General features: G+C 47.4%; 9 protein-coding genes. 1 reads left to right on the forward strand and 8 read right to left on the reverse strand.

What is annotated here, in order from left to right; genetic code table 11:
* Positions 1-153: 153 nt before the first annotated feature.
* The 8 genes from trxA to BKB51_RS17775 all read right to left on the reverse strand — a co-directional run bounded on the left by trxA (position 154) and on the right by BKB51_RS17775 (position 13,510).
* Positions 154-480: a thioredoxin TrxA gene (trxA, locus tag BKB51_RS17740; RefSeq protein ID WP_085902464.1), complete on the reverse strand. Its 327-nt coding sequence runs from the start codon at positions 478-480 to the stop codon at positions 154-156.
* A 99-nt stretch (positions 481-579) separates the two neighbouring features.
* Complete coding sequence (gene addA / locus BKB51_RS17745) at positions 580-4,059, reverse strand: double-strand break repair helicase AddA (RefSeq protein WP_085902465.1); 3,480 nt, start codon at positions 4,057-4,059, stop codon at positions 580-582.
* A complete protein-coding gene (addB, locus tag BKB51_RS17750) occupies positions 4,056-7,166 on the reverse strand; it encodes a double-strand break repair protein AddB (RefSeq protein ID WP_085902466.1) in 3,111 nt (1,036 codons plus the stop codon). Before addB ends, addA begins: the two co-directional genes overlap by 4 nt.
* A 3-nt stretch (positions 7,167-7,169) precedes the next feature.
* The gene (locus tag BKB51_RS17755) at positions 7,170-7,907 is read right to left on the reverse strand and encodes a nucleotidyltransferase family protein (protein ID WP_085902467.1); all 738 of its coding nucleotides are present in this window, start codon (positions 7,905-7,907) and stop codon (positions 7,170-7,172) included.
* A 70-nt stretch (positions 7,908-7,977) separates the two neighbouring features.
* The gene (gene tsaE, locus BKB51_RS17760; protein ID WP_198946792.1) at positions 7,978-8,469 is read right to left on the reverse strand and encodes a tRNA (adenosine(37)-N6)-threonylcarbamoyltransferase complex ATPase subunit type 1 TsaE; all 492 of its coding nucleotides are present in this window, start codon (positions 8,467-8,469) and stop codon (positions 7,978-7,980) included.
* Positions 8,466-10,940 carry a PAS domain-containing sensor histidine kinase gene (locus tag BKB51_RS17765; protein WP_125911872.1) on the reverse strand — a complete coding sequence of 825 codons (2,475 nt, stop codon included), beginning with the start codon at positions 10,938-10,940 and terminating at the stop codon, positions 8,466-8,468. The genes tsaE and BKB51_RS17765 overlap by 4 nt, the downstream gene beginning before the upstream one ends.
* A 211-nt stretch (positions 10,941-11,151) precedes the next feature.
* Complete coding sequence (gene ahcY / locus BKB51_RS17770) at positions 11,152-12,447, reverse strand: adenosylhomocysteinase (protein WP_085902468.1); 1,296 nt, start codon at positions 12,445-12,447, stop codon at positions 11,152-11,154.
* A gap of 166 nt (positions 12,448-12,613) precedes the next feature.
* On the reverse strand, positions 12,614-13,510 hold the full coding sequence (locus BKB51_RS17775; protein WP_158090275.1) for a LysR substrate-binding domain-containing protein: 897 nt from the start codon (positions 13,508-13,510) through the stop codon (positions 12,614-12,616).
* A gap of 125 nt (positions 13,511-13,635) precedes the next feature.
* Here BKB51_RS17775 and BKB51_RS17780 point away from each other — a divergent pair, with 125 nt between their 5' ends.
* Positions 13,636-14,340, forward strand: a complete 705-nt coding sequence (locus BKB51_RS17780) for an ureidoglycolate lyase (RefSeq protein WP_085902470.1) — start codon at positions 13,636-13,638, stop codon at positions 14,338-14,340.
* Positions 14,341-14,360 lie beyond the last annotated feature (20 nt).

Consider the following 14,360-nt stretch of genomic DNA (forward strand, 5'->3'; position numbering starts at 1 on the left):
GACTACGCTTTACTCGCTCTTTCTTTGAAGGTCCCATCATAAGTCTCCAATATGTAAACTTATTTCAGGACGCGACAGGGCAAATAAAAAAAGCCCCGCACATTTATGCAGGGCTTTTATCGTTAGACAGAGCGTTAAATACGCTGTTCCGCCTTATGCAGCAAGAGAAGATGTAATCCACTCTTTTAGCTGGCCTTTGGCAATCGCACCCACTTTCTGGGCAACAACTTCACCACCCTTGAAGATAAGCAGTGTTGGAATGCCACGAACACCATACTGCTGCGGGGTCATTGAATTCTCGTCAATGTTAAGCTTGGCAATAGTAAGAGAACCGCCCATTTCTGCCGCGATTTCATCCAGTGCTGGCGCGATCATTTTACAAGGACCACACCATTCAGCCCAGAAATCCACAAGAACAGGAACATCCGCTTTAAGAACGTCGGCTTCAAAAGAATCATCGCTGATTGCGATCGTTGACATAGTATACCTCTTGCCATTTGTTTGTGTGCAATGGAAAGAACTTACTTTGCCTTTCCATTACATCGTCAGCATGAATGTAGGGATGCAGGTCCCCCGACGTCAAGGTTCATATTGTACAAGAATGTTATCCGGCAAGTGCATCAACCGTGCTTCATCGGTCCAGAGAAGGTGTGCTTCTATTTGATAATCCGGGTAAATTTGCCTCAGAACTGTTCGATATGCTGCCATTTGGCGCAGATAAGAACGGTGAACTTTTTCGACTTTTTTCGGTGGAGGTCGATTGGTTTTATAGTCGATAATTTTTACTTTATTATCCGTTATGATCAGGCGATCAACCTGTCCCGAAATAACTTCGACATCTCCATCACGATGAACCAACCCCACTACAGGAACTTCTGCACGGCTCCCCTCACCAAAAATATCCTGATAATCCGGGTGATTGAGAACAGACAGTGTTTCATCCAATAACATCTCGATTTGATCAGAATCTAATTCATGTAATGGCGATTCAAGGAATCGACGCCCTGAAGGCTCCCATTTTTCCTTTGGTAGATCCGGTAATGTCTGTAAAAGACGGTGGATAATCCGGCCTCGCCTAAACCGCGTACCATCATCCTGCCCAAGAGGTGACCTGACAGGCGGCTCATCATCCTTTGCTCTGGATGGCGCGAGGGGTCGAGGCGGAACAGGTTCCTGATCCGGATCCACAAAAGCCCATGTTGGCAATCCTTCATCCAAGTGATCAATGACCACTTCTTCTTTACCAGCTTGAATTTGAGCTTCCTGCGCATTTTCCTGAACACGCCCCATCGCTTCCCAAGACCCCGTCGGATCTTCGGGAAAGGCAAACGCGACTTCTTTGCCGTGCTCATTGAGAGCCGCTTGGGTCAATGCGTACCAGCTATCTTCAGACGGTTCACGTGCACCTGTCCAACCGCAAATAATCAAGCGATCTTCGGCACGGGTTAAGGCCACGTACAAAAGACGCCGATATTCCCGCAAGCCATCCTTGCGAAGTTGATCACGCGCAGAAGAAATAATTTCTGTATTCATGGCCGTTCGTGGTGACCACACAGGAAGATTCCCCTGTTCCTTTAACCAGACAACCCCCCGGTCCGCTTGCGGAATCTGTGTTGTATCCGGCAAAATAACCACCGGGGCCTGAAGACCCTTGGACCCATGTACAGTCATGATACGAACAGCACCACCACCTTGCTCTAGGTCACGCTTGATCTCCTGATCACCGACTTCCAGCCAATGCAGAAAACCCTCTAGTGATGGCGTTTCTTCCCGCTCATAAACAAGTGCCAGAGAGAGGAACTCTTCGATAGGATCACGTGCATCAGGTCCCAGTCTGGACAAGAGCATTTTCCGCCCGTCTAAAGAACCTAGAATATGAGAAAAGAGCTCAAAAGGCGGCGTATAGTCTGCACGGGCCAACAGGCCATTCAAAAAACCTGCTGCGCGGGCGAAAATATCATTGGATTTGGCTTTGTCCCGTAATCTGGACCACAGGCTTCCTTTGCGATTATACGCCAGATCAAAAAGCTGATCTTCATCCAACCCAAGCAACGGCCCCTTTAAAACGGTTGCCAAGGTCAAGTCATCTTCGGGTAACAACAAAAACCGTCCCAAAGCAACAAGATCCATAACCGCCATCTGGTCGGTCAGAACCATTCGATCCACGCCGGAAACAGGAACGGCTAAAGTTTTGAGTTCACGCACCAGTTCTTCAACAAAGGCATTCCGACGACGAACCAAGATCAGAATATCACCGGGGTCAATACGCCTGCCCTGTGATGGTAACTGACAGACAGGGTCATTAATTCCTGCCTCGGCGATGGTCCAGTAATGGATACGTCGCGCCAACACACTTGCCAGACGTGCCCGGGATTCCATTTCTGCTTCTTGTGCTAACGGTAGAGTCCACGGCGTATCTTCGGCACCAACCTCACTTACCATCAACGGCCAAAGTTCAACGCGGCCAGCCTGCCCCAACCTGACGGGTTGGTGCTTTAAGACATCCTCATGAAAGGAAACACCGTCCGCTGCCGAGGGATAGGAAAAAACCTGATCAACAGTTGAAAGTACCGACGGTGTCGAACGAAAAGATACATCCAGGCTAATACGTTGCCATTTTTGATGGGCAATCTCGACGCGCTTTTCAAAATGCTCGCGCATTTGCTCGAACTTGGCCGGATCAGCCCGTTGGAAAGAGTAAATGGATTGTTTGACATCTCCAACGGCGAAGATAGTTCTGATGTCTTCTCTTGCGCCCTCGCCATCAAAAAATTCATTACAAAGTGCAGCGACGACTTCCCACTGTTCCGGGTTGGTATCCTGCGCCTCATCAATCAGAACATGATCAACCCCGCCATCAAGCTTAAAGAGCACCCAGGCAACGGCCCGCTCCCCCTTCAATAGATCCCGTGTTTTCAAAATAAGATCATCGTAATCAAGAAAGGCACGGGTTTCTTTATAGCGCTCGTACCGAGATAAAATCGCAATACCCAAATCAAGCAACGACGACGTCGCTTTCGCAACACCAATTGCATTGAGTTTCTCGTTTAACCGAATTAAACGCTCGGCCTCTGCGATCAATATATCCGGCAGCTGCGGCAAGATAGATAAAGCGCCCTTTGTTGCCAACCGGCTTCTTATTTCCCCAGCTTGCGTGAAAAAAATTGCCCGGTAATCACTGTACTTTTCCTGCCTTTTTTCCGGTGGGTTCTCAATCCAGCTTTTAAGCAGATATCCACGTTCCTGATCTGATTTTGCTCCCTGTAAGAGAGCATCAACCGCATGAGAAAGCTGCATCGCGTTAAAAGCGCCATCATCACAAGCTGTGTTCAAAAGGTCTGTCGCGCTACTGTTTGCGTCAACACCAAGGGTCTCATAAATGATTTTATTAAGCCCTTGCTGATCCCCATACTGATCCAGAAGATCTGAAATCCGTCCGCGCTCACGGATGATTTCCTGTACAAGCGCCCCAAACGACTGTTCCTGCGTATAAGCAGTAATACATTCCAATGCATCAGTAACAGCTTGTTCGCTTAATCCTCCACGCCCAGAGAGAACATCTTCACGGGACCTGAAAAGCAATTCTTCTGCGGAACGGTCATCAAGAATTTGAAAGTTCGGTGCAACCCCGGCTTCCAAAGGAAACCGCCCGAGCAATGACTGACAGAAAGCATGAATTGTCTGGATCTTCATACCACCCGGCGTATCCAAGACTCGTGCAAACAATCGCCGTGCTGTCTGCAATTCGTCCTGTGATGCCTTTCGACCAAACAGCTTTTCAAGCTCTTGCCTTAGATCATCTTCAGGAATTGTGGACCAGCCAGCCAGCTTATCAGATAGACGGTTCGCCATTTCAGCCGCGGCCGCCTTGGTGAAAGTTAGCGCCAGAATTTTCCCCGGCTCTGATCCACTCAACAGCAGATTGAGGATGCGGTCTGTCAGAACCTTTGTCTTGCCTGCCCCAGCAGAGGCCCCCACCCAGACAGATGCAGTTGGATCCGCAGCCTGCCTTTGTTCATTAGTGGCTTTTTCGAGGATATCATCAATGCGCAACGTCATAGATCACCCTCCCCACCTGTGGACCACTCTTTAATACGCGCCAGATGTTCAAAATCATTATAAACCAAGGCTTGATTAGGTCTGGGGCGCGCTGCGTAGGGTGTTTCCTGATAATCAAATTCAGCGATCAGATCCTGTAGTCCTTCGATAGCGATTTTTGCGATCTGCCCGGCACCTTCTTTTGCCCCGCGCTGGCCCAGTGCATTTTTGTTTTCCCCGGCCGGATCACCACCGGTTAATCGCCAATAAAGCAGTTCCTTCACATCGTCTGGCAGAACACCAAATCCCCCTTCAATGGCAATGGCAGCCTCCAAAGGCAACTGTGGGGAAATCCCCTGCAGCACATTTTTGGCACTTGGAACCGTACCGGTTTTATAATCAAGAATAGCCAAACCACCTGTTGCCAGCTCATCAATGCGGTCCGCCTTGGCTGTAAGGGTAAAGTCCCCCGCAGGTGCCTTCAGAACCAGCTTCCCAGTCACTTCAACATGAGACTTGGACACTAGTTTCCGGCGCAGGCTTTCTTGCTCCACAAACCACTTGGCAATGCGTTGAAACCGCGGCCACCAAAAAGACCAGATACCAGGGCGATCCTTAACTGCCGCAAAAACACCTTCACCAATTATCAGAAGCTGCTGCTCTGCATCTTCAGGCAAAGCATCCGGATATTGCTTGAGGAATTTTTCAAGCGCTTCATGAATCAAACTACCTTTGTCTGCCCCGGATGGATCTGCGTCCAAGGGATCAAGCTTGCGAAGCTTTAATATCTTTTGAGCATAGAGTGCATAAGGGTCCCGCATCCACGTTTCAATACGGGTCACAGATAGATTTCGAGGGCGTGCAGAAACAGGCGGTGTAGGTGCAGGTGCTTTTATTTGAATACGTTTTTCAGGCAGATCCAATGCCTCTACCCAATTTAACCACTTTCTTGCATCCCGCTGTAAAAAACCCCGAAGCCCTTTACCTTCCAATAAAGCTTCAATACGGAGCAACCAGCGCGACGGTACTGTTGGTGCCCCCTCTACCTTCTCTGATCGTGTCAGGAAGACTTCCGGTGCACAAAAGGCCTGAACAAAATCCTGTGCAGACAATCCCACCTGCTGTTCAGGTTGAGGTAAGCCGAAATCCCGCCTCATTGGTCGGCTCATCCACGGGCCCGGCTTTGCCTCTGCCGGCCAACTACCTTCGTTCAATCCTCCAAGAATCACCACATCAGCATGTTGTAACCGAGCTTCAATTGCCCCAAGAATACTCAGTCTCGGATGGGCTCCGAAGGGGGCACGCACAGCGCGCCCAACCATCAAAGCCGCCAGCAGTTCTGGATAACGACGTGGAGATACATCGGGGGCATCACCCGCTGCTTCCCTCAAATCAGCAACAAATTCAGCCGCTGCTGTACCATCATCTCCGGCCCATAGCCTTTCAGCTCCGCTCTGCTCATCCGTAGAGGCCAGAAATTCAGCAAACTCGACATGTGAATCCAGTAAGGCGCGAAAAGATTGTGTGCCCCCTCGAATATGATCATCAAAAACCTGCCCCGCCGTAATAAGACGCTGTAGCAGATCTCGAGCTTCATTCCCCTCTTCAATATCATCACCAAGAGCAGCCATTAGCCCTTCAAGCCCAGATGCTGGTCGAACCCCACGTAGCACCGTAATTTCAAGCTGTCGAATAATTCGTTTAAAAACACCGATCTGCATACCCGCAGCACAGAGAGGATGCTTCATTGCCGACAGGAAAGAAATTGGCGATAATCCAGACACCAGCATTTCAGCTGTTAGCCGCAAAAAAACTGCCGGGGCGGCTTCGGGCAAAGGCGATCCCGCGGAATCATCAATGGTAATTGACCAGCGTTCCATCTCTGCCGTAACACGTCGTGCAAGATCTCTGTCTGGTGTAATCAGAGCAGCCGTTTTTTCTGGCGTTTCCAGAACTGACCTTAGAATAAGGGAAATGGCCAAGGCTTCTTCACCCGGCCCCGGACAGTCCAATCGAGATACCTTTTCAAGCGCCTTCTGAAATACTGAAATATCCGACTGCTCTATATACGCTTGCCATTGCGTTGTTGCTTGTGCCGGACGCATTGCCATATGTACAAAATCAACCCGTGTTTCCGGCGCTCTACCTTTTAAATTAACTCCTCCTAAATCAGTTTCATCTGAATCAACTTCATCGGCACCATAAGACCAAGGTTGCAAATCAGATCTTGGGATGTCCAAACGTTTCAATAAACGCGCCAATCCATTTTGCGGGTGAGAGCTATCTTTTAAAAATTCACGCCAGGTATCATCATCTGCAGTTAGATCAACGCCAGGTAAAATCACGACACCTTGCGGGCACTTGGAAATAACACCAATTAAATCTGCCGCAGCTGGAATCGACCCTGTTGAGCCCGCAACAATGAGAGGATGATCCGGAGGGCACTGTCGCCAAAGTTCAGCCTGACCTTCCAAAAGACGCCGCCGTCTTTCAGCAGGGCCAATACCACCTGTTGCCTCTTCCACTGTTGGCCAGATTTTTGTTAAAATTTCCAGAAATTCTAATGTGATCTGCCAATGTACAGCATAGTCTTCTGGCACAAGATCGGATAATTCAGTAAAGCTCAGTCCTTCAGTTTGCACTTGATCCAGAAAGCGACCAAGTTCTCCGGCAAGACGAACCGCCTGATCTTCGGGAATAATATCTCCGCCATTTGCCTTGGCTTGTGACGCCGACCATTTCAACACCAACTGACTTAATAACAACTGACGCCTTAACGATGAAAGAACAGGCGGAAGATCAAGTTCCTGATCCTGCCCAATGGCCACATCAGAAGCTGACATCAATAATTCATCGGGGTCCAAATCACCCAGTGGCAACATTCTGGGTAACATCATGGCTTTACCCTCAGACGCTCGCAAGAAAGCTTGTTGCAAGCTTCGACAGGCGCGTCTGGTCGGTAAAAGGATCATTACCTTGGAAAACTCCAGAGGGTTGTCGCCCCAGCGCTCTAAAATTCCCTTGGCCAGTGCATCAACAAATGACGCATTCGACGCGACAGAATAGACTTCTGTTACCGCACCTCTTGTCTCATAAAATTCTGTCTCAAAGGGAAGCTCAAACGTCATTATTTAGATGCCGCTGGATTTGGATGCTGCAGGCAACATGTTTTGCAAAAGGCCCTCGACTTCGCGAAGACCTTCAGGTGTGCCGACATGAAACCATTCCCCATCATGTTCTAACCCGTACAACCGACCAGCGACCAAGGCTTTGTCAAAAATTTCGTTTAGAGAAAAAGCCCCTTGGGACGAACCAACGAAAAGCTTTGGATGCAAAATTTGAATACCTGCATAAACATAAGGCGCAGTTGTTGCTTCACCTCGGCGAGTTAATTTTTGATCATTCTCCAGAAAAAAATCACCTGCCCCTTCGTATCCATAGGCCTTGGATCTAGGATGAACGAGAAGCAACGCATCCATCACGTCAGGGTTCCAAAAATTCATGAGTCTTTTAATGGCAGCATCAGCTCCATCAAGCCAACAAACATCACCGTTCACAACGACAAAGGCATCATCCCCCAAAAGCGGAAGCGCCTGCGTAACTCCGCCACCTGTCTCAAGAATCTCATGCTCTTCAGAAAACATGATCATCGGATCATCGTAGGCTTCGACAAAGCTCTGAATCTGCTCTTTTAGATAAAAACCATTTACGACTATTTTCTGAATGCCTGCAGTTCTTAGCTTTGCAATGATACTTTCCAACATTGGCACCCCAAGAACCGGCACCAAGGGCTTGGGGATCGTCTCTGTTATTGGCCTCATCCGCTTGCCAAAACCAGCCGCCAATACCATTGCAGTTTTTATTGTCATCGGGGTACTACATCCTGCCTGTCAAACGTGACTTATAATCATTCAAGTACGCTTTGAGAAAATATCAGATTTAAGAAAATAAGGGCGCTAATCTTTCACGCCATTTCGGGCCGCCTATAACCGTCAATCTTCTTGCGGTTTCTCCTTGGCCGTAAGACAGCTTTACCTCTAGATGTCCGCGTGGCATTAAAAATCCCAGTCGATCTGGCCATTCAATAAGAGAAACACCCTCAGAAAACGCTTCTTCAATACCGAGCTCATAAGCTTCTTCCGGATCCTCTAATCGATAGAGATCGAAGTGCCAAATCTTCCGCTCAGCCCGGTCATATATCTGAACCAAGGTAAAAGTTGGACTGGGAACCTCTTCTATTTGCTCCATCCCTGCCATAGCTGGAAAAGCATTAATCAAAGCTCGGGAAAGCGCTGTTTTACCTGCACCGAGATCACCCTCCAAAGCCAGAACATCACCTTCTTGTAAAAATGGTGCCAGCCTTTGGGCAAACTCTCGGGTTTCATTTTCATCAGCAAGGGCGATTTCACCGATCAAATTTTCTGCTGTCACGGAGTGTCTTCCTCAGTTCGAGTTTCAACACTTTTTCCTGCTACGACATTCTCTTGAGGGTCGGCTTTTTCTCGAATTTCAGTATTTTCATTAACTGTATCAGCAACGATTTGGCGTATGTCGCCGGATTTTTCCGGATCTTCCAGCAATGGAATGTGACAGGTTACAATTGTTCCCTCGTCAACTTCAGATTCAATTTCAACCCAACCGCCGTGAAGTTCTACAAGGCTTTTGACCAGTGAAAGCCCGAGACCAGCCCCGGCCTGTTTTGCATGTCCTTCACCACGCTCAAATTTATCAAAAACCCTTTCCTGATCTTCCTTGCTGATCCCAACGCCACTATCTTTCACCGCAATGCGCAATTCGTGATCGCGGCTGGCCGTTATATCAACACTCGCCCCTTCAGGAGAGAACTTGAGCGCATTTAATAGAAGATTATATAAAGCCTGCGTAAGACGGCGTTCATCCACCTGAACAGACCCAATATCGTCATCGCAGACAATATTCACCTCAATATTACGATGGCGTGCTCTTTCATGCCCGATGGTATAGAGGTGCTGAAGCATATGATCTACTTTGACTTCGGAAAGGTCCAGGTGAAGATACCCGGCTTCAATCGTCGCCAGATCAAGAATATCGTTGATCAAGGTCATTAGACGTTGGGATGATTCAACAATCGCCTGGCTGTATTCTCTTTGTCGACTGTTAAGCTCCCCAAAGAATTGATTTTCAAGAATTTCAGCAAAGCCAACAATTGCATTAAGCGGTGTTCTTAATTCATAAGATACATTCGCGATAAACTCTGTTTTCAGTTTATCCGCTGTCTCCAGCGCTTCATTCTTCTCAAGTAAAGCACGTTCAACGGTAAAAGAGTCCGTGACATCAAGAAACGTCAGCAAAGTTGCACCGTCAGGCAGCATGACCTGCGCCCAATCAAGAACAACACCATCCGAGCGGAATTTACGCCCGGAACGAACTTCAGGTTCACAAACACGTGCCACCATCAATTCAAGCTGATCATCCCAATCTTCATCCCGAACTTCAAAAAGGTCACGGCTTTTCAAGACCACATCCCTGACATGTGGTTCACTATTGAGGAAATCTTCCGGAAGCTTCCAAAGCTCGGCAAAATTAGGATTGAACAATTTCAAGCGGCCATCCGCACCATAAACAACAACGGCTTCATATAGCTTGTTCAACGTCTCTCGTTGCACAGCTGTTAGCGTATTGTATGACCTTTCCAACGCAAGACGATCCGTGACATCTTCAACAGTTTCAAGCACACCGCCAAAGGGGTGTGCCGTCGCAACAGAACGCAGGGTTGTCCCATCTGTCAGATGCAGCAGCTCTTCAACAGGCTCGATCATCGTGCGATAATCCCGCAACCGCTGTTGTTTGAACTCTGGAAAGTTCGCGTATTCGGGAAGTCTACGATTTTCACGCATCGTATCCAGAACCTCACTCAAATGAGGTTCGGATCTCAAAAAATCTTCATTCAGCTTAAAAAGCGTTGCATAGGACGAATTAAAAAAGACCAACCGTTCATCAGGACCAAAAATGGAAATAGCGATCCCGAGGTTTTCAAGAACCTGGGCATGGCCCCCGATATGTCGGTTCAGCTTGTTTTCTGCTTCCTCCAGACCAGTTTGATCAACTGCAAATCCCAAAAGAGCTTTATCGTCCAGCTTTCTTTCACAGAACTCTAGAAGACGCCTTTCACCTGCAATAATTGCATGGTGTTTTTCGCAAACAATTTCACCACTATCCAAGGCCTGCCGGGCAAGGCTATGCGCTTGGAAGACCTTTGAGCGATCAACAAGTTCTATGTTTTGCTTAAGGATATCATTTTGCTCGGCCTCGACAGCACTGGCATAGGCCTGATTGCAATAGGTAAGCGCCAGCTTTTCATCGCGCATCCAAACGGGGATGGGCAGATTTTCCAGTAGTGAAGAAACATGCCGGGATTCTTCGGCAGCAGTACGAGCTTGCTTTTCCAAATCACTGATATCTGAAAACCAGACAACATCTGTTATTGGAGGATTGTCACCCGCAGCTTCAATGCGTTGGCCATTAATACGATAGGTTCGCCCTTTTGCTCGCAAGGTCAGAGTAAAAGATGTCCCTGCATTCCTTAAACTCTCAAACGCCTCGGCGAGAGTGTTTGCTTCTCCAGTTCCCCGTTGAAAAGCAATCGAGATTGCATTGAAGTCAATCTCTCCTTTATCGAGGCCAAATTCCCGGACAACGCCAACGCTGGCACGGGATTTACGGTCATGATGAGAGTAGGTAACACAACCAAGCGGTGCTGCCAAAACCGCAGCACGATCCAGTGACGATTTCATCTGTAGATCATAAAGCTTTAGTTGCAGTGATCGCCAGCGATGACGATAAGCAAAAACAACTAACCCCGAGCCAAGCAGGATAATGAGAGTAAGAAAGAAACCCGGCAGATAAGCCGAAAATGACGACACTGCGTTCCCCTCAAAAAGTGCAGAAAATCCATATTTTGTTTGGATTTTTTGAAACTGCCAGAAAACCCTCACCAAGTGTAATGAGTTTATCTTGTCAAAACAAGATGTTGAAAGCAATCAGGGAGCACAGAAATTAATCTGTGCTCCCTGAAGATAACGTTTTGTGTCTGTCTTGGCGATTAATACCGACAATCAAACCCTGACGATATTATTAATAACGGTAGTGATCCTGTTTGAAAGGACCTTCTATCGGTACATCAATGTACTCAGCCTGTTCTTCTGTCAATTTGGTCAGCTTAACACCCAGTTTCGCGAGGTGAAGCATTGCAACTTTTTCATCCAGTGCTTTCGGAAGAACATAAACTTTGTTCTCGTAGTTCGCTGAATTTTCCCATAGTTCGATCTGAGCAAGAACCTGGTTTGTAAAGGATGCAGACATCACAAAGCTTGGGTGACCCGTTGCACAGCCAAGGTTCACAAGGCGACCTTCCGCAAGAATGATCAGACGCTTGCCATCCGGGAATTCAACTTCGTCAACCTGGTCCTTAACATTGTGCCAAGGATAGTTACGAAGAGCAGCGATCTGGATTTCAGAATCAAAGTGACCGATGTTACAAACGATTGCACGATCTTTCATCTCACGCATGTGATCGATTGTAATGATGTCTTTGTTACCGGTTGTTGTGACAAAGATATCCCCGACAGAAGCAGCTTCTTCCATAGTTGTTACTTCGTAACCTTCCATTGCGGCCTGAAGCGCACAAATTGGATCAATTTCAGTTACAAGAACACGTGCACCCTGTGTACGCAGGGAAGCCGCAGAACCTTTACCAACATCACCAAAACCACCAACAACAGCAACCTTACCAGCAACCATAACGTCAGTTGCACGCTTGATGCCATCAACAAGTGATTCGCGGCAGCCGTATAGGTTATCGAATTTAGATTTTGTAACTGAATCGTTTACGTTGATCGCAGGAACTTTCAATGTACCTTTTTTGGCCATTTCATACAGGCGATGAACACCTGTTGTCGTTTCTTCGGAAAGACCACGAATATCGTCGAGAAGCTCTGGGAAATGATCGTGAACCATAACGGTAAGATCACCACCATCATCAAGGATGAGATTTGGCTTCCAGCCGTCAGGACCTTCGATTGTCTGCTCAATACACCAGTTGAACTCTTCCTCGGTTTCACCTTTCCAGGCGAAGACAGGAACACCAGTAGCCGCAATAGCTGCCGCGGCCTGATCCTGAGTAGAGAAAATATTACAAGAAGACCAACGAACTTCAGCACCAAGCGCTGTAAGAGTTTCAATCAGAACAGCCGTCTGAATTGTCATATGCAGACAACCAGCAATACGAGACCCCGCAAGAGGCTTGCTCTCGCCGAATTCCTCACGAAGTGCCATTAGGCCTGGCATTTCAGTTTCAGCAATTGTGATTTCTTTACGGCCCCAATCAGCTAGGGACATATCCGCAACTTTATAATCGGTAAATTCTGTCATGTACTTGGCTTTCATTTATTACAGTCACATAAAGAAATCTTTATGTGTTTATTTTGGCAGAAAATTAACAGCCTTGAACCAATATTGCAACCCATTTCCTAAAATCACAGCCATACGTTAAGTTCGAGTAATAAGGCGATGTACGACTTCATTTAATATCAATATTTTATGAGAAAACTTCTCTTGAAGTATCTTTTGTTCCCGCAAATGTTCTCGCGAGAGAAACAAAAGTTTCCACAGTCCGTCGCTTAAGCTGACTTTTAAGGCAAATAACCATATCACGGTTACTATCTACGAGCTCTTTTAACGGGACAGCGACCGTGCGATCGTCCCCAAGTACTTCGTGTTCAAATAAGAAGCCAAGACCCAATCCTACAGCAACAGCTTCGCGCACAGCTTCACGACTGCCTAATTCCAGTTCATTTTCATAGCTCAGGGACAGATCTCTAACTGCCCCCTCAAAGACCCGGCGCGTATTCGATCCTCGTTCGCGTAAAATCAATGGTTCACTCATCAATTCAGGCAAAGAAAGTTCTTTTCGCGAACTAAGGTGATGTGCCCGAGGAAGCAGGGCAATCATTGACTGCACAGAAAGCTCATCTATGACCAACCGATCACTTTCCGGACAGTTCGCCGTTATCCCTACGTCTGCTCTTTGTGCCAAAATGTCCTGCCTCACCGTCTCAGCATTTCCAAGAGTGACATTCAGCTTGATGCCCGGATATCTTTCACGAAATGCTGCGATGATATTCAGAGCTGCATGAGGGCCATCTGCCGCTATCTTCAGATGCCCTTTTTCCAAAGCCGACGATGCCGACAGGTAGTTTTGAATTTCTTCCTCTTCGATAAAAAATCGCCGAGTTCTATCATACAATGCCTGTCCATCCGATGTGAGAATAGCCTTGCCCCCGCTACGGATAAAAAGCGTTAATCTATATGCCTCTTCAAGGCTTTTAACCTGAATCGTCACCGCCGGAGGACTTAAGTTCAGAAGGTGAGCCCCCTTGGCGAAGCTGCCTTCTCTGGCCACCGCATCAAATGCCCTAAGCTGACTATGCCTCATGGCGCTTCCCATCTAAGTTCGGAATTAAATTTTATTTAATTTATTACATACTGAATTTAATTTGTTTTGGTAAGCCTGACTTAACAAACTGATGACAAAACCAGAACATCTGTTGGAAAACTTTAATGGCTAAGCAATCTCCACCAAACGCTATATCAAAGGACCATACTGAAAAGAAATCCTTTGATTACATGAATCCTGATATCCCCGATGACCTACCTCTTTTTGATATCCCCTTGGTCAAAGCAACCCCGGAATCGCTTCAGGGATTTGGAACTGTTGTGACAGACTACATGTCTCACCACGTTGAAATCGTTCAATGGCCCGCACAAGGCTGGCGCAAAATTGACGACGGTACCGGTGACGAAGCCGGGTACCTTGACGGTATTTTTGAATTTTGGTGGGAAGGGGATGTTCTGTTGGGGCAAAATATGGCGGTGAATGATTGCTATATCCTAGGTTGGTCAAAGCAACCGGGACTAGCATCGCGTGGAAACACTGCACCCGAACGTTCTCAGCTCTTAATCTGGCATGCAAATTACCATCCCGATGGCGCACAGCTTTTTTATCCGCTGGATAACAAACCCTTTATTGCCGCACTCGCAAAAACCGGGGACGATATGAAACCTGAAGATTGGGTAGCCTTTTATTGTGACGGATCATTTGGTCTCTGCATTCACCCAGGAATCTGGCACGAAGCCATCACACCGCTTTCCCAAAAGTCCCGATTCTATGACAAACAAGGCGCTGTTCACGCCAGAGTAAGTTGCGACTTTACAAAGGAATTCGGTGTATTTCTCCGCATCCCTTTAACACAGCTATCTGAATAAGCACGGCGACATAGATACAA

Origin of the sequence: Kiloniella majae, from assembly GCF_002118315.1 — a bacterium.
Taxonomy (GTDB): Bacteria; Pseudomonadota; Alphaproteobacteria; order Kiloniellales; family Kiloniellaceae; genus Kiloniella; species Kiloniella majae.

Bases quoted from the DNA above. Each gene is read 5' to 3' on its own strand.
- addA (WP_085902465.1), bottom strand. From the start codon at position 4,059: ATGACGTTGCGCATTGATGATATCCTCGAAAAAGCCACTAATGAACAA.
- BKB51_RS17775 (WP_158090275.1), bottom strand. From the start codon at position 13,510: ATGAGGCATAGTCAGCTTAGGGCATTTGATGCGGTGGCCAGAGAAGGC.
- ahcY (WP_085902468.1), bottom strand. From the start codon at position 12,447: ATGACAGAATTTACCGATTATAAAGTTGCGGATATGTCCCTAGCTGAT.
- trxA (WP_085902464.1), bottom strand. From the start codon at position 480: ATGTCAACGATCGCAATCAGCGATGATTCTTTTGAAGCCGACGTTCTT.
- BKB51_RS17755 (WP_085902467.1), bottom strand. From the start codon at position 7,907: ATGACAATAAAAACTGCAATGGTATTGGCGGCTGGTTTTGGCAAGCGG.
- addB (WP_085902466.1), bottom strand. From the start codon at position 7,166: ATGACGTTTGAGCTTCCCTTTGAGACAGAATTTTATGAGACAAGAGGT.
- BKB51_RS17780 (WP_085902470.1), top strand. From the start codon at position 13,636: ATGGCTAAGCAATCTCCACCAAACGCTATATCAAAGGACCATACTGAA.